The 17,759-nt window shown below is 35.1% G+C and carries 18 protein-coding genes and 1 other RNA gene; 7 read left to right on the forward strand and 12 right to left on the reverse strand.

The window, feature by feature from the left end; genetic code table 11:
* The first annotated feature begins 187 nt into the window (after positions 1–187).
* Positions 188–1,057, forward strand: coding sequence for a polyphosphate kinase 2 family protein (locus VUJ46_RS10245; protein WP_326984883.1), 870 nt, complete (start codon positions 188–190; stop codon positions 1,055–1,057).
* A gap of 61 nt (positions 1,058–1,118) precedes the next feature.
* Here the strand turns inward: VUJ46_RS10245 and rnpB are convergent.
* Positions 1,119–1,442: RNase P RNA component class A (gene rnpB / locus VUJ46_RS10250), an RNA gene on the reverse strand.
* Positions 1,443–1,597: 155 nt separating this feature from the next.
* Here rnpB and VUJ46_RS10255 point away from each other — a divergent pair.
* The 3 genes from VUJ46_RS10255 to VUJ46_RS10265 are packed head-to-tail and all read left to right on the forward strand — an operon-like array spanning position 1,598 to position 4,436.
* Positions 1,598–2,089, forward strand: a complete 492-nt coding sequence (locus tag VUJ46_RS10255; protein ID WP_326984884.1) for an RNA polymerase sigma factor — start codon at positions 1,598–1,600, stop codon at positions 2,087–2,089.
* On the forward strand, positions 2,082–2,756 hold the full coding sequence (locus tag VUJ46_RS10260; protein WP_326984885.1) for a beta-carotene 15,15'-monooxygenase: 675 nt from the start codon (positions 2,082–2,084) through the stop codon (positions 2,754–2,756). Before VUJ46_RS10255 ends, VUJ46_RS10260 begins: the two co-directional genes overlap by 8 nt.
* Positions 2,757–2,816: 60 nt before the next feature.
* A complete protein-coding gene (locus tag VUJ46_RS10265; RefSeq protein ID WP_326984886.1) occupies positions 2,817–4,436 on the forward strand; it encodes an AMP-binding protein in 1,620 nt (539 codons plus the stop codon).
* Between the two features lie 132 nt (positions 4,437–4,568).
* Here VUJ46_RS10265 and VUJ46_RS10270 read toward each other — a convergent pair whose 3' ends face one another.
* The 7 genes from VUJ46_RS10270 to VUJ46_RS10300 all read right to left on the reverse strand — a co-directional run bounded on the left by VUJ46_RS10270 (position 4,569) and on the right by VUJ46_RS10300 (position 11,470).
* A complete protein-coding gene (locus tag VUJ46_RS10270) occupies positions 4,569–6,305 on the reverse strand; it encodes a GEVED domain-containing protein (RefSeq protein WP_326984887.1) in 1,737 nt (578 codons plus the stop codon).
* A gap of 187 nt (positions 6,306–6,492) precedes the next feature.
* On the reverse strand, positions 6,493–7,956 hold the full coding sequence (gene rpoN, locus VUJ46_RS10275) for an RNA polymerase factor sigma-54 (RefSeq protein WP_326984888.1): 1,464 nt from the start codon (positions 7,954–7,956) through the stop codon (positions 6,493–6,495).
* A 311-nt stretch (positions 7,957–8,267) separates the two neighbouring features.
* Positions 8,268–8,408 (reverse strand): hypothetical protein, encoded by a 141-nt coding sequence (locus tag VUJ46_RS10280; protein ID WP_326984889.1) that lies wholly within the window; start codon positions 8,406–8,408, stop codon positions 8,268–8,270.
* Positions 8,396–8,611 (reverse strand): DUF2683 family protein, encoded by a 216-nt coding sequence (locus VUJ46_RS10285; protein WP_326984890.1) that lies wholly within the window; start codon positions 8,609–8,611, stop codon positions 8,396–8,398. The genes VUJ46_RS10280 and VUJ46_RS10285 overlap by 13 nt, the downstream gene beginning before the upstream one ends.
* An 80-nt stretch (positions 8,612–8,691) precedes the next feature.
* Positions 8,692–10,140 carry an asparagine--tRNA ligase gene (gene asnS, locus VUJ46_RS10290; RefSeq protein WP_326984891.1) on the reverse strand — a complete coding sequence of 483 codons (1,449 nt, stop codon included), beginning with the start codon at positions 10,138–10,140 and terminating at the stop codon, positions 8,692–8,694.
* A gap of 137 nt (positions 10,141–10,277) precedes the next feature.
* Positions 10,278–10,877 (reverse strand): CDP-alcohol phosphatidyltransferase family protein, encoded by a 600-nt coding sequence (locus tag VUJ46_RS10295; protein WP_326984892.1) that lies wholly within the window; start codon positions 10,875–10,877, stop codon positions 10,278–10,280.
* 26 nt (positions 10,878–10,903) lie between these two features.
* Positions 10,904–11,470 (reverse strand): hypothetical protein, encoded by a 567-nt coding sequence (locus VUJ46_RS10300; RefSeq protein ID WP_326984893.1) that lies wholly within the window; start codon positions 11,468–11,470, stop codon positions 10,904–10,906.
* A gap of 106 nt (positions 11,471–11,576) precedes the next feature.
* Between VUJ46_RS10300 and VUJ46_RS10305 the strand changes: the two genes are divergently transcribed.
* The 3 genes from VUJ46_RS10305 to VUJ46_RS10315 all read left to right on the forward strand — a co-directional run bounded on the left by VUJ46_RS10305 (position 11,577) and on the right by VUJ46_RS10315 (position 15,127).
* On the forward strand, positions 11,577–12,503 hold the full coding sequence (locus tag VUJ46_RS10305) for an XRE family transcriptional regulator (RefSeq protein ID WP_326984894.1): 927 nt from the start codon (positions 11,577–11,579) through the stop codon (positions 12,501–12,503).
* Position 12,504: 1 nt separating this feature from the next.
* Positions 12,505–13,305 carry a helix-turn-helix domain-containing protein gene (locus VUJ46_RS10310; RefSeq protein WP_326984895.1) on the forward strand — a complete coding sequence of 267 codons (801 nt, stop codon included), beginning with the start codon at positions 12,505–12,507 and terminating at the stop codon, positions 13,303–13,305.
* 178 nt (positions 13,306–13,483) lie between these two features.
* Entirely contained in the window at positions 13,484–15,127 is a 1,644-nt protein-coding gene (locus tag VUJ46_RS10315) for a serine hydrolase domain-containing protein (protein WP_326984896.1), read from the forward strand.
* Between the two features lie 82 nt (positions 15,128–15,209).
* Here VUJ46_RS10315 and rimM read toward each other — a convergent pair whose 3' ends face one another.
* The 4 genes from rimM to VUJ46_RS10335 form a co-directional block, all read right to left on the reverse strand.
* Entirely contained in the window at positions 15,210–15,752 is a 543-nt protein-coding gene (gene rimM, locus VUJ46_RS10320; protein ID WP_326984897.1) for a ribosome maturation factor RimM, read from the reverse strand.
* A gap of 12 nt (positions 15,753–15,764) precedes the next feature.
* On the reverse strand, positions 15,765–16,322 hold the full coding sequence (locus VUJ46_RS10325) for a 30S ribosomal protein S16 (RefSeq protein ID WP_326984898.1): 558 nt from the start codon (positions 16,320–16,322) through the stop codon (positions 15,765–15,767).
* A gap of 201 nt (positions 16,323–16,523) precedes the next feature.
* The gene (locus tag VUJ46_RS10330; RefSeq protein WP_326984899.1) at positions 16,524–17,036 is read right to left on the reverse strand and encodes a nitroreductase family protein; all 513 of its coding nucleotides are present in this window, start codon (positions 17,034–17,036) and stop codon (positions 16,524–16,526) included.
* A 258-nt stretch (positions 17,037–17,294) separates the two neighbouring features.
* Positions 17,295–17,744: a hypothetical protein gene (locus tag VUJ46_RS10335; protein ID WP_326984900.1), complete on the reverse strand. Its 450-nt coding sequence runs from the start codon at positions 17,742–17,744 to the stop codon at positions 17,295–17,297.
* Positions 17,745–17,759 lie beyond the last annotated feature (15 nt).

Below are 17,759 nucleotides of genomic sequence, written 5' to 3' on the forward strand. Positions count from 1 at the left end.
GATAAAACAATTCATTTGTCTTCTAACAAAAATCTTTAATCTTTAATCTTTAATCTTTAATCTTTAATCTTTAATCTTTAATCTTTAATCTTTAATCTTTAAATCTTAATAATCTTTAATCTTTAATCTTTAATCTTTAATCTTTAATCTTTAATCTTTAATCTTTAATCTTTTAATTAAATAATATATGAGCACCAATTTCTCGGACGATTTCGAAGTAAAAGGAAAATTTTCAATCAAGAAAGTTTCTACAAAATATGAAGGAAAACTAACGAAAGAAGAAGGAATACAGTTATTAATCCAGGAAAAAGAAAAACTTCGTGAGTTGCAGGAAAGGTTATATGCCGATGGCAGTCAGTCTCTTTTGGTCGTACTTCAAGCGATGGATGCTGCCGGAAAAGACAGTCTGATAGAACACGTTTTCGGAGGTGTAAATCCTCAGGGCTGTAATGTGACAAGCTTTAAAACGCCAAGTTCTAAAGAATATTCCCACGATTTTTTATGGAGGCATTATTTAGCTTTACCTCAAAAAGGAATGATCGGGATTTTCAACCGTTCGCATTACGAAAGTGTGTTGGTCTGTAAAGTTCACCCTGAGTATAACCTCAGCGAAAAAACATGGAAGTCTGTAAAAGATTTTGACGCAAAATTCTGGGATACCCGATATGACAGTATCCGGAATTTTGAAAAACATTTAGCTCAAAACGGAACAAAGATTATTAAAATTTTCTTACATGTTTCTAAAGATGAGCAAAAGAAAAGATTGCTGGACAGAATTAATGAAGAAGATAAAAACTGGAAATTTTCTCCGGCTGATCTTCCGGAAAGAGCTTTGTTTGACGAGTATATGGATCATTACCAGACAGCTATTAACGAAACTTCAAAAGAGTATGCACCCTGGTATGTACTTCCGGCCGACAATAAATGGTTTGCAAGGCTAGCCGCTGTCCAGATCATCATTGAGACGTTGGAAAAAATGAACCTGAAATATCCGGAACTTTCAGAAAAAGAAAAACTCAGCTTGCAGGAGGCCAAAAAACAACTGGAAAGCGAATAAACACATAAAAAAAGCGGAGACCACTTCTCCGCTTTTATACAATAAATAAAATCATAGCAAAAACACGAGAAAATCTATAAGCCGGATTTTGTACTTCCGAAGAAGTGCCTGTTATTTATCTACGTCTTACATTGCTGCAAAACTTGAGCTGATTACCCCTCGGCTTTCAGAGCGAGCAACTCCTATTTTCATTGCTGAAAAGAACCGATATACTTATCATTGCACCACAAAGAGTTTACCTGGTTTCACTACAGCCGAACTGTACATACTTTCTGTTGCACTTGTCCTACCCTTGCGGGTGACGGATGTTATCCGCTTTGATGCTCTATGGTGTCCGGACTTTCCTACCCTTACCTAAATAAGAATCAACAGGCCGAAATTCTCGTGGCTGCAAAGATACAATTTAATGTAACAATCCAACAATGTAGCAGTATAACAATAAAAAAAATTCGGGTTTTAAGAATTCGTATATTGCTAAACTGGTACATTGTTAAATTGATATTTTATCTTATCTTCGTGCAACTAAATTACTCATTCACATTGGCTTCAAAGGAAAAAGAATTTGCGCAGCTCATTAAGGATAATCAGGGTCTGATTATCAAGGTTTCGCGTCTTTATACCAATTCTTTGGAGGATGAGGAGGATCTTTTTCAGGAAATTGTGTTACAATTATGGAGAAGTTATGACTCATTTAAAGGAAATTCAAAAATTTCTACGTGGATGTACCGTGTTGCCCTAAATACAGCCATTACCCTTTTCAGAAAAAAAAGCAAAAGCCTGCCGACAAACGAACTGGACATCAACCATGCGGATTTTATTGATGATGATGATGAAAAACAACAGCAGGTATCACTTTTGTATACTGTAATAAAGACGCTGCCCAATGTGGAAAGAGCGATCGTAATGATGTATTTGGATGATTTGCCTTACAAGGATATTGCAGAAAACCTCGGGATTACCGAAGTCAATGCGCGTGTGAAAATGAACAGATTAAAGAAAACCCTTAAAGAACAGATGGAAAAACATGCCTGAATTTGATTTAGACAGCTTTAAGAAAACATGGCAGGAGCAACCTGTTCAGCAGAAATACGACAATTCTGAGATTCTTCAGATGCTGAATAGAAAGTCACGTAATTACGTCAAATACATTTTCTGGATCAGTGTTGCTGAATTTTTATTCTTTTCTGTTTTGGGAATCTTCTATTTCTATCAGGGAGAGGAGCCCAACAGCTTTTTGAAAATTCTGGAAAGACTTGGGGTACAGAAAACGGCAGATGTTGAAAACAATTTCGACCATGCTTATATGGGGATAAAAATTTTGAGTCTTTTAATTACAGCTTATTTTGTACTAAAATTTTACCAGAATTACCGCAAAATTAAAATCGAAGAAAACTTAAAAGGTCTTATTACCAGAATTATAAAATTCAAAAAAACCGTCAATGCATTTATATTAATCAGCATTGTACTGCTTTTGGTGTTTACTTCGATCTTTACTGCCTTTATTTTTTACGCATTAAATACCCAAAATATACAACCGGATGATTCAGATCTTACGATTGTTATTGTCGGGATAATCATAAGTACGATTCTATGTGTTTCATTGATCTGGCTGTACTACAGATTGGTCTATGGTATCATCATCAGAAAGCTTGATAAAAATTTAAAACAGCTGAAAGGCATCGATTCTCAGGAAATTTAAGCGAAAAAAGTTATGTTTTGAGATTTAATCGTTAATTTTATTTTCGCAAATCTTTTTACTATGCTTTTATCTTATGTTTACGGGGCTTCCGACATCCCTCTATTGGGACAAACTATCGGTGGCAACTTAAAAAACACGGTCGAAAAATATCCCAACCAGGAAGCATTAATATGCGTTCATCAAAATTATCGGGCTACTTATCAGGAGTTTTACAATCAAACAACGGCCGTTGCCAAAGCCTTAATTTATTCAGGAGTAAAATCCGGAGACCGCGTAGGTATCTGGGCTGCCAACCGCTACGAGTGGGTTCTTTTACAATACGCTACTGCCAGAATTGGAGTTATTTTAGTGAATATCAATCCAGCGTACAGAACCAGTGAGCTGATCTTCGTGATCAATCAGTCGGAAATGTCACATATTTTCTCTTCACTTACATTCAAATCAAGCAATTATCAGAAGATGATTGCAGATGCAAGAGAATTTTGTACCACCTTAAGGTCTGAAATCTTCTTTGATCATAACTGGGACGAATTTCTAAACAACGGACAGGAAATTTCTGATGACATTTTACATAGTTTTGAGGAACACGTTCAGTTTGATGATCCTGTGAACATTCAATACACCTCGGGAACAACAGGTTTTCCAAAAGGGGTTACCCTCTCTCATCACAACATTCTGAATAACGGCTATTTTATCGGTGTCAGATTAAAATATACAGAGAAAGACCGGGTGTGTATTCCGGTTCCTTTTTATCACTGTTTCGGAATGGTGATCGGAAATATCTGCTGCACGACACACGGAGCCTGCATGGTGATCCCGAATGACAGTTTTGATCCTGATATTACCCTAAAAGTAGTGTCTGATGAAAAATGCACCTCCTTATACGGCGTTCCGACCATGTTTATTGCTGAGTTGGCGGTAAAAGATTTTGAAACTTTCGATTTTTCAAGTTTAAGAACAGGCGTGATGGCAGGCTCTGTTTGCCCACCCGAAATCATGAAGAAGGTGGAAAATTTAATGAATATCAAAGAAATGAGCATTTGTTACGGAATGACGGAAACATCTCCCGTTTCTACGCAAACCCTCATCGGAACGCCATTTGAGAAACAGGTAAATACCGTTGGAACCGTACAGAATCATTTAGAAATAAAAATCGTCAATGAAAATGGAAAAATCGTTGAGCGTGGCGAACATGGAGAGTTGTGTACAAGAGGATATTCCGTTATGCTGAAATACTGGAATGATCCTGAAAATACAAAGAAAGTTCTTGACGACGCCCGCTGGATGCACACCGGCGACATGGCGGTGATGGACGATGAAGGTTATATTACGATTTCCGGAAGAATAAAGGATTTAATTATCCGTGGTGGCGAAAATATTTCACCAAAAGAAATTGAAGATTTTTTATATACCTATCCCAATATTCTGGATGTTCAGATCATCGGAGTTCCGAGTGAAAAATTCGGGGAAGAAGTGATGGCATGGGTAAAAGTAAGAAAAGGATTTACCATCAAAGAAGAAGAACTCCTAGAATATTGTAAGGGACAAATTGCCCATTATAAAGTCCCGAAATACTGGAGGTTTGTAGATGAATTCCCAATGACGATCTCCGGAAAGGTACGAAAGGTGGAAATGCGTGAAGTTTCAGTAAAAGAACTTGGACTAGACAGGGTAAAATAACCGTATGGCGAACCTAAATTTTCCTGGTTCTTCCTTTTTAATACCGTAAACGATTATAGTGACTTATTAAATCCAAAAGCGTCTCAGAAATTTCTGAGACGCTTTTCTTAATCAAATTTATGGGTAGCCCTGTTATTTTCTGATAATTTTCTTTACCACAGCGCCTTTATTTTTAAGGATTACTTTCAGTATGTAAGCTCCTGAAGGAAGATTAGAAGTGTCAATACTTTCAACAGCAGTCCCTTTCTTCACGATAGCCCCTGACATGGTGTACAGCTCAAAGGATTCTATTTTCTCCCTGGTTTTGATATAAACTTTATCGGTAGCAGGATTAGGGTAAATGCCCAGCATATCTTCAGCTTTAACCGCTTCATTCGTTGCCAGATTTACCTCCTGAATTTCTACAGAATAATCTTCAACCTCTCCCATAGAATTGTACCCGCAGGCTCCGGAACCTACCCAGCCGTTCACTGCTTTCAGCCTCATAAGAACCGTCCCCGTTACCGCATTATCAGGTACAGTAAAGGAAATCGTAGTGGAAGTGGATTCTGAATTCTGAGATTCATAGATTCTTTCATCATCAGAAAATATTCGGTCTCCATTCCAGTCTATCCACGCAGAAAGGTAAGCAGTGTCTGTGGAGAAACCTAGATCCATAGTTACAGTTGAGTTCTTTGAGGCCGTCAGGGTAAGATTTGAAAAATCTGCATAGCCTGCCTGAGAATTTGAATTAGAACATCCTGAAGAGATATTATTTAAATTCCCTGTCGCTCCTGTCGTGCTTACTTTATCAATATACAGATAAGAGCAGCCATTTACAAAATAAGCCTGGCAATACCCCGGCTGCTGTCCGGAGATCGTAATTTCCAAAGAGCCGGAAACAGCAGGATCAGAATTAAGAGTTGCCATGACCTTGACGGTTCCGTCAGCCAGAGCTGTTACTTTTGCATACTGATCTATGGATGCATTACCCGTTCCAGGAATAACCGTCCATGTAACATCATCGGTATAATTTCCGTTCAGCTGAGCCATTAAACTCAGTTCTCCGTTACTGGTGGTAATTACTGCCGGACCTCCGCTGTAAGTATTTACCGTTAAATTCTGAGTTACCGCCTGAGAAGAAGCACTTACCGACAATATCGCGAGACGGATCTCATTGGCATAAGCAGCCGATGAATCACCATTAAAAGTAAAGGTAACTCCGGTGATTGTTTTGGATTGATTAGCCGTTGCAATAGGAATAGCATCTTCATACAATCTTGGATTTTCACTATCACCTTCTACATTATTATTGCTGATATTTATTCTTCCGATTCCCTTTACGGCAAAGCCTGAATTTCCGTACCAGTCTTTCGCCTGTACAGTAGTTGTCTGGCTCGTTCCGTCACTGAAATTAATTTGTGCAGTGTAGGGAATATTACTGGATCCTCCTCCGGCAGCAGATGAAAGAATATATAAAGTAGCAACATCCGAAGCCTGGAAAGAAAGAGTTCCTTCATTTTGGGAATTGGCAGAACCTATTACATAGTCCGGGGTAAGATATAATGCATTATTGGCAGAATAATCAGCCAATCGGTAAACCACAGACGGGTTGATAAGACTTGGAATCTGCCCATCAGCCGGAAGGCTGTAAGCCGGTGCCGGAGAAGAGGAATCAGCCTTAAAATCCGAAGAAAGTAGAGCTCTGGTATTGGCCTCATCCAATCCAATGGTTGTAGATTGGGAAGCATTTCCTGTTCCGTTAGCTATAATATCCTGATTGTAGCCGGTAATAGGGCCAAAAGTCTGCGCAGACAGTAAAGAACCGGCAGAAAGCATCAGAAAGGCTATTGTCTGGCTTCCTGACATCAAAAAATCATGTTTTCTCATGTTAAAAGGTTTATCTAATAATACATTGCAAAATTAATTTAATTTAGACTAATTATAAATAAATAATTAAAAAATGCAACCGGTTACACTATGATATAAATCACGAAAAATAGCAGTCAAAAATTAGAATTATAAAAAAAATGTCCAGTAATACTGGACATTTTATATTAATTGAGTCAATTAATTTTTATAGCTCTTTTCTCAATCTCGCGACAGGAATATTAAGCTGTTCACGATATTTCGCGATGGTTCTTCTCGCAATATTGTATCCCTGTTCTTTCAGAATCACCACAAGAGCATCATCCGTAAGAGGTTTTCTTTTATTTTCTTTACTAATGACTTCCTGTAGATGAGTTTTAATCTCTTTGGTTGAAACCTCTTCACCATCATCATTAGTCAGACTATCAGAGAAAAGATCTTTCAGATAAACAATTCCGTTTGGTGTGTCGGCATATTTACTCTTCACCACCCTTGAAATCGTTGAAATATCAAATCCCGTGATATCTGCAACATCTTTCAGAATCATTGGTTTTAAAGATTTTTCATCCCCGGTTATAAAATACTGTTTTTGGAATTTTACAATCGCGGTAATAGTTTGTAACAAGGTATTCTGACGCTGATTGATCGCATCGATATACCATTTTGCGGCGTCCAATTTTTGCTTAATAAACAAAGCAGCCTGCTTGTGTTCAGAAGAGTTTTTATCATGAGAATATGTAGTTAAGATATCCTTATATTCTTCAGAAACTCTTAATGTAGGAGCATTTTTGCTATTTAACATTGGTATTACCTGCCCATCTTTTACCTGAATCACAAAATCCGGAATAATTTCCTGATTAATCGTAATCGTCTGTGTATCAAAATTCCCACCTACTTTCGGAGACAATTTTGAAATTTCATCCAAAGCATCTTTCAGATCTTCTTCTTCAATATCATATTTCTGAATGATCTTATTATAGTGCTTATTGGTAAGCGCATCAAACTGATATCTTAGAATATTGGCTGCCAAAGAAACTGCTTTGTCAGAACTTACTTTCTTTTCAATTTGTAAAAGAAGACATTCCTGTAAACCTCTTGCTCCAACGCCCGGCGGATCCAGCTTTTGAACATAATTTTCAAGAATATCCTCCACTTTTTCCTTCGTAGTGTAAATCCCCTGAGAAAAGGCCAAATCATCAACAATAGATTTCACTTCTCTTCTTAAATACCCGTCAGTATCCAGGTTTCCAATAATATATTCAGCAATTTTAACATCCTCTTTATTGATATTTACAAGATTAATCTGCTCCATCAGATAATCATATAATGACTGCCCCTCCGTGAGAAGGCTTTCATTATCGAACTCCTCATCGTCAGGAGAATAGTTACTGGAAGCCGTTTTATAGCTCGGCTCGTCGTCATAAAGATATTGGTCTACATCAAAATCAGTCTCAATGCTTTCTGTACCTTCACTTTCATACGAATCTTCCAATGACGAGTATTCATCATCTTTAGTCTCCTCTTTTGCTATTTCTAAAGCAGGGTTTTCTTCCAACTCTCTCTCTAATTCCTCTTCAAACTCCAAGGTATGAAGCTGAATCAACTTCATCAGCTGAATTTGCTGAGGAGCTAACTTCTGTCCTAACTTAAGTTGTAAATGTTGTTTTAGCATATTACTATTTTGTGTTTTAACATAACATATTCTACGAATTTAGTCATTTTTTTGATACAAAATAATTTTTAGCACGATTTTTGCATTGGATATGGTATAATAAACTATTTAAATAAACAAAAAAAGCCTTTAATTGATTTTTAAAGGCTTTTTTATGTTATAAATTTAAGTTTTCAGGATCTTTTCTATATATCCCAAAATGCAAGAACTTCTATTACTTCCTCTGTAATTCTATAATAAAGTGAGAAATTTTTATCAATTAAAATATATTTTACTCCCTCTATTTCTGACTGAGAACCAAGGTGAGGATTTTAAGAAAGCAGTTTATCCTTTTTTTCAACTTCTACTATTAATTTAGAAGAATATTTGTTTGATTTATTATGATAAACCCAATATTTAAGGGTATCAATATAATCAGATTCTGCCTGCTTAGACCAAATTACTCTAAACATTTTCTTGCTTTTTCAGCCACAGATTCACTTGAAGAAAATTTCCCTTCAGAAATATCAGAAATTCCTTTGAAGATTTTCTCTTTCTGCCAATCTGTAAGTTTTTCTTCTTTATCGATTTCAAAATTAATTTTCAATTCTTTTAAAAGAGACTTTAACAAATTAATCTGATTTTCATTTTCGGTATGTATTGTAATCGTGCTCATTTTCATAATTTTAGGTAAAGTTAATAAAAAAATCCTTCTAAATTTAATTAGAAGGATCATATATAATTTAAAATAAACTATTAAAATTCAGCGTTTTTCGGTGTTCTCGGGAAAGGAATTACGTCTCTAATGTTCGTCATTCCTGTTACGAAAAGAACTAGTCTTTCCAATCCTAAACCAAATCCTGCATGCGGCACAGAACCGAATTTTCTGGTATCTAAATACCACCAAAGCTCGTGCTCATCAACGTGCATTTCTGCCATTTTCTGCTTTAAAACATCCAATCTCGCTTCTCTCTCAGAACCACCGATAATTTCACCGATTCCTGGAAAAAGAACGTCCATTGCGGCAACGGTTTTGTTGTCGTCATTCAGCTTCATGTAGAATGCTTTGATCTCTTTTGGATAGTCAAATAAAACTACCGGACTTTCGAAATGCTTCTCCACCAAATATCTTTCGTGCTCCGACTGAAGATCGGTTCCCCAATTTTCAACAGGATACTGGAATTTTCCTTTTTTGTTCTCTTTCGAGTTCATTAAAATCTCAATTGCTTCCGTATAAGAAACTCTCTTGAAACGTTTAGCAATAACATTTTCAAGCTTTTCAATCAACCCTTCTTTTGCTCTGTCCTTTTCAGGCTTGGATTTTTGCTCTTCTTCAAAACGCTTGTCTAAGAACTCCAAATCGTCTTTACAGTTATCCAAAACGTACTGAATTACATATTTCAGGAAATCTTCAGCCAGGTCGATGTTATCTTCCAAATTGTTGAATGCAACTTCCGGCTCAATCATCCAGAATTCTGCCAAGTGACGCGTGGTGTTAGAGTTTTCTGCACGGAAGGTAGGTCCGAAAGTGTAAATTCTTCCCAATCCCATTGCTGCAGTTTCTCCTTCCAACTGTCCGGAAACCGTTAAGTTTGTCTTTTTACCAAAGAAATCCTGAGCGAAATCGATATCTCCCTGCTCATCTCTTGGAATATTATTTAAATCAAAGTTCGTGACACCAAACATTTCTCCTGCTCCTTCAGCATCAGCTCCTGTAATGACAGGTGTGTTGATGTAAAAGAACTGGTTTTGGTTAAAGAAAGAATGCACCGCAAAACTTACTGCGTGACGCACTCTGAAAACTGCTCCAAATAAGTTCGTTCTGAATCTTAAATGTGCCTGATCTCTCAATGTTTCCAATGAGTGCTTTTTAGGCTGAAGAATAGTTTTATCTCTATCTTCTGTAAAGTTATCTCCTAAAACAGTAATTTTTTTAGCTACAATTTCTACTGCCTGTCCAGCTCCCTGACTTTCTACAACCTCTCCAACGATCTTCAAAGAAGACGCTGTACTGATTTTATTAATAATCTCTTCGTCGAAATTTTCGAAATCAACAACAATTTGCAAATTATTAATCGTAGAACCATCATTAAGCGCAATAAAGCGATTTGCACGGAACGTTCTTACCCAACCGTAAACCGTAATGTCATGATGTAATACTTTCTTGTAATCCTGCAGGATTTCCTTAATTGTCTGCTTTTTCATTTGTTGATGATAAAATTTTTGTATAAAAATTAATGAGTGCAAAGTTACAAAAAAACAGCGCAACTTGAAGATTGCGCTGTCTTAATTAAAAAATGATTTATCAATTATTTAACAAAAAACAATGCTTTAAATAGGAATTAATTAAAGAAAATCGTCTTTTTTCTCTGTTTTCCGTTTCGGATTTTCCACGCATGATAAGAACTTGGAACATCATATTGCCATTTTGGAAGGAGTAAAACAATTAAAATGACATCAATATGGGCAATAAAACCTAATACAACTGTGAGATAAAAAGCCCATCCCGCCTGTTGAAATCCTATTAAATAAGTAAAAGCAATCAACAGACTCAAACCCCACATTTTCGATAAAAAGGCATGTGTGCAAGTTTCTTTCCCAAATTTCCAGATGCTGATAATGTAGCAAAGGGCTTCCATGACGAAGATTAAAACAATCCCCTGCCATTCATTTTTAATTAATTCAGGATTTAAAAAGTAAGAGGCAAATCCTAATGAAAGCCAGAAAATCAAATCGGTCTGACTGTCTAATCTTCGCAATTTTTCAGAAGAAACACCCACTTTTCGGGCGATAATTCCGTCGAAAATATCTGTTAATAATCCGAAATACATTAATCCTAAAATTAAAAATCGGGATTCTGTACCTTTAAAATAGGCTAATAATAGAATAATTGGAGCCAAGAGAAATCGTATAGCAATTAATAGATAAGGTATTGTTTTCATGATTTTATATTTATTAGAAACAATCATTATTGGATTCGTTTATATTTTTCAGCATAATTAATTGTGTAGCCCACCCACATAATGAATAAGGCTGCTCCACTGTTATCATAATAATCCTGAATCAAGAGGTTTTTCTGATCTGTAAGACCAATTCTGCTTTGGAAGCTTCGGCATCCTCCTAATAAAAAAGGAATTCCGTGACATTTTGAAGTGTAATTGTTTACTGTAAGCAATCCGTTTTTAAGCGTTCCATTATATGTAAAAGAATATTTTACGGAATCATTCTTTAATAATTTAAACTCTAATTCATACTTTTTCTTTTTACCTAATGCTTTTGACTTGATCACAATTTTATCACAATCAACAATTTTGGAATTTTTCAGATCCATCATTCTCGCAAAATCACTCATTTTTTCAGATTTTTGCCCTGCGGAATTAATATGTTCATATCCTTTAAAATCATATTGGCCATCAATCAGCGAAACACCTTCTTTGGTAATTATCGACAAATCATCTTTAATCATCTTTCTGTTGAAAGTAGCACACGAATTAAGAATTAAGACAAATATTGAAAATATAACATACTTTTTCATAACATATTATTTTAAAATTACAATTCAAAATTATCCGTGAAAAACACAAATCCGAATGCGAAAAAAAATTAAAATAAATTCTTAAATTTGTGAAAATCACAAAATAATGCATCAGGAATTTTTGCTTAAACAAATCCGTAAGAAAATTGGCAACAAATCGTTGAATGACGAGATAGCCAATATTCTCAATATAAGTTACGATGCAGCTCACCGAAGAACTTCCCTGAAAGCAAAATTCAGCTTTGAAGAGGCTCTGGAACTCGCAAAATATTATCAGATTTCTTTGGATCAGTTTATGACTTCGGATCATCAAATATTGGTTCAAAAAACTTCGGCGGTCACCAAAACGGAAGATCTACAATCTTTTTTTCAGAATAATCTGAGTGTTTTTGAAAATCTTCCACTTTCGGATGGAATGACGATTTACTATTCTGCGAAGGATATTCCGTTTTTTTACACCCTTTCAGATACTTTACTTTCCCGTTTTAAAATTTATGTTTGGATGAATTTGTTGAATGCTAAACAGGTTTTCGTTCCTTTTTTACAATTTTCACCACCAAAATTTGAAGCCGATACGCAGGAATTAAGAAAGAAATACGAAGAACAAAATGTCGCCGAATTATGGAATGACATGACCGTTTCAAGTATTTTGCAACAAGTTTTGTTTTATTATGAAACCGGACTTTTAAAGAAGAATGAAGCGCAAATTATTCTTCAGGAATTAAAGGAACTAATAGAATACATCGAACAAAAAACAGAAAATAATCCTAAATTTCATTTGTATGAGAATGAATTGATGCACCTTTCCAACGACATCTTTTTTCATCATCCTCAGCAATCGCTTTTTGCTTTGCCTACGAATATGTTCGGATATATCTTAATTAATGATGCTAAAACATGTAACGAAACGTTGAATTATTTTGAACATCAGATTAAAAATTCAAAATCGCTAAACACTTCCGGAAATCGGGACAGAAAAATATTTTTCAATAAAATATATCAACAAATTGAAAATTTAAACCAAAAACTATAATATGAGAAACCTTCGTAATGGTGAATTTTTCGGACAAACGAACGAAACCCTCAATTTTGATGGCTTGACTATTACGGATACTGAATACACCCACCATTTTGTCGATTGGCATTATCATGAAAATCCGTATTTCACCTTTCTGTTACAGGGGAATATGAAGGAAGGAAATAAAAAGGAAATCTACGATTGTTCAGCAGGAACGCTGCTTTATCATCATTGGGAAGATGCACATTACAATATAAAACCTGACATTTTTACCCGAGGTTTTCACATTAATATTACAGAAGAATGGTTTGAAAAATTTCAACTTTCAAAAAATAAGATTGAAGGAAGTTTCAATATTAAAAATCCTGCGGTAAAATTATTAATGTATCAGATTTTTAAGGAAACAAAACTGAATGATCATTCTTTTGAGCTTTCTGCTCATCAACTTTTGCTCCATCTTTTTGACCAATTATCTACTCAGAAAAAAGATTCAGAAAAGAAACCAGTTTGGGTAAAGCAGATTGATGAAATTCTTCATGAAAGTTTTACAGAAAAATTGAGTTTGCATGAACTTTCAAAAACATTGAATATTCATCCAATTCATTTGAGCAGAGATTTTCAGAAATATTTTCATTGTAATGTGGGAGCATATTTGAGAAAGTTAAAAGTCGAAAAATCGTTGAAAATTCTAAATGATTTTGAATCTTTATCGGAAGTTGCTTTGGAATGTGGATTTTCGGATCAAAGTCATTTTATTCGTTGTTTTAAGGAAAATATAGGGATTACGCCTTTGAAATATCGGCAGATTTTGAAATAACTTGTCCCACAGATTGCACAGATTTTCACAGATGTTTATGTATATTTCTTACGAGTAAATTTAAATTATACGCAATCATCTGTGAAAATCTGTGTTATCTGTGGGAAAATCAAAAATGTTAATTTCATTCTATTTTTTGTAAAAACTGCTTTATATTTTTGTTGAGATAAAATTTGCCATGAAAAACATCTTCTTATTTGTTCTGATTCTTATTACTGGTTTGTCTTGTGGACAGATTCAAAATATTGTTGAACCTGACAAAATCGAAAATCAAATTCAGAAAAATCATTTGAATACTCTTCTTTTTTCGGATAAAGTTGTTCCTTTTGAAAATATGAAGGAAATTGATTTCTTACAATCAATGATATTTCAGGAAGATAAAGATTTTGATGTCCGGGTTTTTATGGATAATTCTTTAGTTAATTATTTACATCAGCTTGATCCTTCTCTATCTGTTGAAGAGTTAATTAAAAAAGGAAATTATCAATTCAATTTCTTTGTTGACGGAAAATTAATTTACACTGAAAATCTAAACTCAGGAGCCGGAACTGCGGATCAGAAAAAGTTTAAAACAAATTTTAGAATTCCTTTTCTCAGTTCTAAAAACGAAGATTCCTGGGGAAAATATCTTTGGATGCGATTTTACTTTGCCAATGGCGGAATTGATGCTTTGGAAACAGGAAATCATACACTGAAAATTGAAATTAAACCTTATTTAAAAACTTCAACCTTAAAAGTTGGAAAGACAATCGCACAGGGCGAAATTCAATTAAATATTCCGAAAAAGAATGTTTCTGAAGAGCAGATTGCTATTCAGAAAATAAAACCAAACAGCGGCTGGAAGGTTTCCGAAGAGAAATTTAATCAAGAAAAAATAAGGCTTTTAAATCAAAAAATAGCAGAAAAAAGATTCCGTGATATTACAGGAATTGTCATCATTAAAAATGATAAACTGCTCTTAGAAGAATATTTTAATGGTTATAAAAGAGATAGTTTGAATGACACTCGTTCGGTTGGAAAGTCCTTTTCGTCGGCTTTGATGGGAATTGCAATTCATGATGGTTTTATTAAAAACGAAAACCAAAGCCTGAAGGATTTTTATGATTTAAAGAAATTTAACAATTATTCTTCTAAAAAAGACAGCATTACCATTAAAAGCTTACTCACGATGAGTTCAGGTTTTAACGGAAACGACGAAGATTACGAATGTCCCGGAAATGAGGAAAATATGTATCCGACAGACAATTGGGTAAAATTCACTTTAGATTTACCCCTGACTGAAAATAAAATCGGAAAAAACTGGAATTATTTCACCGCCGGCGTTGTCTTAACCGGAGATATTTTAGACAAATCCTTTCCCAATGGTTTGAAAGATTATGCCGATAAAAAACTATTTCAACCTTTAGGAATTACCCATTACAAATGGCAATTCACCCCTCAGCAAAAACCTTCTCTCGCAGGCGGATTACGAATGAGCGCCTCAGATTTCGCCAAATTCGGACAGCTGTATAAAAATAACGGAATATGGAAAGGAAAGCAGATTGTAGATAAAAACTGGATCCAGAAAACCTTCACCAATTACTTTGCTAGTAACAAAGATTTTGAAGGCTATGGATATTTATTCTGGAGAAAAATTTACAAAGTCGGGAACCGAAATTTTGAATCCTACCAATCCAGCGGAAATGGTGGAAATAAGATTATTATCTTCAAGGAAATCCCAGTTGTGATCGTTGTTACGGCTAAAGCTTATAACAAACCTTACGCCCATTCTCAGGTTGATAAAATTGTACAAGAGTATTTATTACCCGCGATTTATGAGTAATAAGTAATTGGTAATGAGTAATAAAAAAATATTGTGAATAAAGTGAATGATCAATAGTGAATTGATCTTCACAAAAAGAAAATTATTCGTCTTTCTTAGAAGGAACCAGAAAAACATCAATAAGACCCTCCGGAAGCTGCATTTTGATGATTCGTTCTTCACGATCCACTCCAAGAATCCAGTCTTTGATCATAGGAATTACCACTTCCTTTCCGTCTAAATTGGTAACAAAATAAACCTGAGCCGTCTGATCATTTACTGATCTGATCACGCCACAGTTATTATCATTTTCATCAAAAATTTCAAATCCGATGATTTCGTGGTAATAAAATTGTTTGCCTGTTAGTTTTGGAAGAGAAGTCAATGGTAAATACACATTTTTACCCAAAGACTGATCTACCAAGGCTTCTGAAGAATTTTTAAAGGCAATATTCAGAGCATCTAATTTGCTCCATGATGACTTTGCAATAAAAAAAGGAACCAATAATCCGTTGATTTCAACGAATATTGATTCCAGTTTATTGTAAAGCTCGGGTTGATCGGTATCCAATTTAAGGATAACATTTCCCGCAAGTCCGTGTCTGCGTGTGATTTTTCCTAATAAATAGCAATCTTCTTTACGCATACCGGTTTGTTCTTAAGCTTCAGTGTTTTCTTCTGTAGATTCAGCAGCAGCTTCTCCTTCTGTAGCAACTTCTTCAGCAGGTGCATTAGCAGCCTCTTCAGCAGCTTTAGCATCAGCGATAGCTTGTGCAGCAGCAGCAACTCTAGCCTCGTTTACTTTTACTTCAGCATCCAAAGCAGCTTTTTTAGCATCAGATTTAGCAGTAGCCAAACCTTCTACTTTACCTTGTACTTTTGCATCTTTAGCATCTACCCAAGCAGCAAATCTTTTTTCTGCTTCAGCCTCATCAAAAGCTCCTTTAGCAACACCACCTTGTAAGTGTTTTTTGTAAAGTGCACCTTTGTAAGAAAGAATAGCTCTTGCAGTATCAGTTGGCTGAGCTCCGTTGTTTAACCACTTTACAGCTGCATCAACGTTCAAGTCGATCGTTGCAGGGTTAGTAATTGGGTTGTAAGTTCCTAATTTCTCGATGAATCTACCATCTCTTCTAGATCTAGAATCTGCAACCACGATGTGGAAAAAAGGTCTCCCTTTAGATCCGTGTCTTTGTAATCTGATTTTTACTGACATAATGTTGTGAATTTTATGGGAACTCGTCCCAGTTAAATATTTAAGAGTGCAAAGATAGTAAAAAAGTTTGAAGTAAAAAGCCCCAAGTAAAAAGTTTTACAAATTCAAATAATTTTTCAGGAGCCGGGAACCTGCTCTCGCTACTCGCTTTTTTCTTTTGCAAAGAAAAAGAGCTCAAACAGGCCGCTCGATCAGGGCTATTTAAGAAAGGTTACCCAAATAAAATAATCCCAGACATTTCTGGTTTTCCTCAATCGTTAAAGATTCTTTCAAATGGTCTACAATCTTCGGAGAACTCCAGTAGCAACCGATTTCGTTGGCTGTACAAGTAAGATACATATTCTGAACCGCCATAGAAACAGCAGCAATTTCTTCCCATTCAGGAACCATTCCGCTGAAATTAACAACGATAGAAACCACGGCATCTGCTTTATTGATCTTAAAACCGATGTCATTGTATTTTTTCTCTAAAAAAAGTTGTTCGGGTTGAGAGGCTTTGTAGATTTCCTGCATTTCTGAAGCCAGTTTTGCCTTCTCTTCACCTTTGAATATTTTAAAACGCCAAGGTTTTGTACGTTTATGATTGGGAGCAAATGTTGCCGAATTCAAAATTTCATCAAGAATTTCCTGAGAAATTTCTGTTTCTGTATAATCTTTTGGAAAGATACTTCTTCTTTGCTCTATGATCTCTTTTAAAACTTCTGCTTTGTTCATAAAGACAAAATTACGACATGAAATTCAATCTTTATAACTATTCTAAATTAAATTTTAAATGATTTTAAATCGTTAATTTCAATTGAACTTAAAACTTGTTTGTCTTTTTGCGAAAGAAGAATCTTCATGACTTTATATTTAAATGAACTACCCCGTCAAAAATTCTTTGAATTTTTGCCACCCCTTCAGAGAAGGGGAATTTTTAGAGTGCTTTATCTGCAAAGTCATGACTCATGACTCATGACTTATTATTCATAATTAAAGTACTTCAACAATTTTCTGATGAATCTTATTTAATATGAACTCATCACCGGGCTTCATACCCATCATTTTTTTAGCCATAGGACTTTCAGAAGAAATAGCGTAAAAACGATCACCTTCAAAAAAAAATTCACCCAACGAAACTGAGATATAAAAACGGGCTTTATTGGTAATTACCAAAGAACCCAACTGAACTCTATCGGTAGAATTGTTTAAAACTTTTGCCATATTTCTCTTCAAATCATGAAGTGCCGCGAGTTGTCTCTGCATCTGGTAAATCTCTTCCTGCATTTCTTCTCTCATGCTGTCATATTTCGGAGTTTTTTTAATGTCGCGACTTGCTTCCAGCGTAAACTCAATAAAATTTTTCAGCTTTTCGATCTTTTCTGCAATCACGGTTGTTACGTAGTTTCTTATGTCATTTTTCTCAAATACAATCTTCTCCATACATCGAATCTTTAT

Origin of the sequence: Chryseobacterium sp. MYb264, assembly GCF_035974275.1 — a bacterium.
Classification (GTDB): domain Bacteria; phylum Bacteroidota; class Bacteroidia; order Flavobacteriales; family Weeksellaceae; genus Chryseobacterium.

What these genes read in the sequence shown, in the direction of transcription:
- rimM (WP_326984897.1), bottom strand. Translation starts at nt 15,752, where the DNA reads ATGCGTAAAGAAGATTGCTATTTATTAGGAAAAATCACACGCAGACAC.
- VUJ46_RS10310 (WP_326984895.1), top strand. Translation starts at nt 12,505, where the DNA reads ATGAGAAACCTTCGTAATGGTGAATTTTTCGGACAAACGAACGAAACC.
- VUJ46_RS10285 (WP_326984890.1), bottom strand. Translation starts at nt 8,611, where the DNA reads ATGAGCACGATTACAATACATACCGAAAATGAAAATCAGATTAATTTG.
- VUJ46_RS10265 (WP_326984886.1), top strand. Translation starts at nt 2,817, where the DNA reads ATGCTTTTATCTTATGTTTACGGGGCTTCCGACATCCCTCTATTGGGA.
- VUJ46_RS10260 (WP_326984885.1), top strand. Translation starts at nt 2,082, where the DNA reads ATGCCTGAATTTGATTTAGACAGCTTTAAGAAAACATGGCAGGAGCAA.
- VUJ46_RS10270 (WP_326984887.1), bottom strand. Translation starts at nt 6,305, where the DNA reads ATGAGAAAACATGATTTTTTGATGTCAGGAAGCCAGACAATAGCCTTT.
- VUJ46_RS10300 (WP_326984893.1), bottom strand. Translation starts at nt 11,470, where the DNA reads ATGAAAAAGTATGTTATATTTTCAATATTTGTCTTAATTCTTAATTCG.
- VUJ46_RS10305 (WP_326984894.1), top strand. Translation starts at nt 11,577, where the DNA reads ATGCATCAGGAATTTTTGCTTAAACAAATCCGTAAGAAAATTGGCAAC.
- VUJ46_RS10280 (WP_326984889.1), bottom strand. Translation starts at nt 8,408, where the DNA reads ATGTTTAGAGTAATTTGGTCTAAGCAGGCAGAATCTGATTATATTGAT.
- VUJ46_RS10295 (WP_326984892.1), bottom strand. Translation starts at nt 10,877, where the DNA reads ATGAAAACAATACCTTATCTATTAATTGCTATACGATTTCTCTTGGCT.
- asnS (WP_326984891.1), bottom strand. Translation starts at nt 10,140, where the DNA reads ATGAAAAAGCAGACAATTAAGGAAATCCTGCAGGATTACAAGAAAGTA.
- VUJ46_RS10335 (WP_326984900.1), bottom strand. Translation starts at nt 17,744, where the DNA reads ATGGAGAAGATTGTATTTGAGAAAAATGACATAAGAAACTACGTAACA.
- VUJ46_RS10315 (WP_326984896.1), top strand. Translation starts at nt 13,484, where the DNA reads ATGAAAAACATCTTCTTATTTGTTCTGATTCTTATTACTGGTTTGTCT.
- VUJ46_RS10330 (WP_326984899.1), bottom strand. Translation starts at nt 17,036, where the DNA reads ATGAACAAAGCAGAAGTTTTAAAAGAGATCATAGAGCAAAGAAGAAGT.
- VUJ46_RS10325 (WP_326984898.1), bottom strand. Translation starts at nt 16,322, where the DNA reads ATGTCAGTAAAAATCAGATTACAAAGACACGGATCTAAAGGGAGACCT.
- rpoN (WP_326984888.1), bottom strand. Translation starts at nt 7,956, where the DNA reads ATGCTAAAACAACATTTACAACTTAAGTTAGGACAGAAGTTAGCTCCT.
- VUJ46_RS10245 (WP_326984883.1), top strand. Translation starts at nt 188, where the DNA reads ATGAGCACCAATTTCTCGGACGATTTCGAAGTAAAAGGAAAATTTTCA.